Below are 1676 nucleotides of genomic sequence, written 5' to 3' on the forward strand. Positions count from 1 at the left end.
GTCGAGATGTTCGAGGTGGAGTCTGTGGTGGAGCGTGGGTTGGTGTTGGGGGGTGTGAATGAGACGGATCGTTGTGTTGACGGTGTGACGTTGGCGGATTTGGTGGCGGCTTCGGTTGAGGTGTCGTCGGGTCGTGTGGCTGTGGTGTTCGGTGATGTGGTGTTGTCGTATGCCGAGTTCGGTGTGCGGGTGAATCGGTTGGCGCGGTGGTTGATCGGGCGTGGTGTGGGGCCGGATGTTTTGGTGGGTCTTGCGGTGGAGCGTTCGGTGGAGATGATCGTGGCGATGCATGCGGTTGTTGCTGCGGGTGGTGCGTATGTGCCGATTGATCCGGAGTTGCCGGTGGAGCGGATCGGGTTTGTGGTTGATTCGGCTGCGCCGCAGCTTGTGTTGACTGTTTCTGCGTTTGTGGGTGTGTTGCCTGTGGGTGTGGATGTTGTTGTTCTCGATGGTCTTGATGTGGGTGGGTTTTCGGGTGGTCGGGTTTCTGATGGTGATCGGGTTGCGCCGTTGCGGTTGGGTAATGCGGCGTATGTGATGTTCACGTCGGGTTCGACGGGTCGGCCGAAGGGGGTGTCGGTCAGTCATGGGGCGATTGTCAATCAGTTGGCGTGGTTGGCTGGGGAGTACGGGGTGGGTGCTGATGATCGGGTGATGGCGCGTGCGCCGTTCACGTTCGATGTGTCGGTGTGGGAGTCGTTTTTGCCGTTGACGGTGGGTGCGCGGTTGGTGGTGACGCGGCCGGGTGGGCATCGTGAGTTGGATTATCTTGCGGGTGTGATGGTCGAGCATGCGATTTCGGTGGCGGAGTTCGTTCCGTCGGTGCTTGCGGCGTTGGTGGCTGATGGTTTTGGTGGTGCGTTGGGTTCGTTGCGGCATTTGTTTGCCGGTGGTGAGGAGTTGTCGCCGGAGCTTGCGGTGGCGTTGGGTTCGTTGACGTCGGCTGCGGTGCATAACACGTATGGTCCGACGGAGGCGGCGATTACGACGACGGCGCATCGGATTGTGGGTTCGGTGTCGGGGGTGGTGCCGATCGGGACGCCGGTGTGGAATACGCGTGGGTATGTGTTGGATTCGCGGTTGCGTCCGGTGCCGGTGGGTGTTGCGGGTGAGTTGTATCTCGATGGTGCGCAGTTGGCTCGTGGTTATCATCGGCGTCCGGATTTGACGTCGGATCGGTTTGTGGCGAATCCGTTTGTGGTGGGTGCTCGGATGTATCGCACTGGTGATCGTGTGTTGTGGAGTGCTGCTGGGTCTTTGGTGTATTTGGGTCGGTCGGATTTTCAGGTGAAGATTCGTGGGGTGCGGATCGAGCTCGGTGAGATCGAGTCGGCGTTGGGTGCGTTGCCGGGTGTTTCTGGTGCTGTGGTGGTGGTGCATGGGGGGAGTCGTCTGGTCGGGTATGTGACGGCTGGGTCCTCGGTCGATGCGGAAGTTTCGGTGGATTCGGTGGGGGCGCGGGCTGCGGTGGGGTTGGTGCTTCCGTCGTACATGGTTCCGGATGTGGTGGTTGTTGTTGACGAGTTCCCGTTGTCGAGTGCGGGGAAGTTGGATCGGAAGGCGTTGCCGGAGCCTGTTTTCGGTGTGCGGGTGTTTCGGGCGCCTGGTTCTGCTTCGGAGTTGGTGGTGGCTGCTGCTTTTGCGGTGGTTTTGGGGTGTGAGTCGCGGGTTGGTGT

The 1676-nt window shown here is 60.5% G+C and carries 1 protein-coding gene; it reads left to right on the forward strand.

Going from position 1 to position 1676, the window contains the following annotated elements:
* Window positions 1-84: 84 nt before the first annotated feature.
* The coding region (locus tag RE4_RS30535) for an amino acid adenylation domain-containing protein (protein ID WP_245206792.1) at window positions 85-1676 on the forward strand (1592 nt) is incomplete at its 3' end.

This window comes from Rhodococcus erythropolis NBRC 15567 (genome assembly GCF_001552595.1).
Classification (GTDB): Bacteria; Actinomycetota; Actinomycetes; order Mycobacteriales; family Mycobacteriaceae; genus Rhodococcus_F; species Rhodococcus_F erythropolis.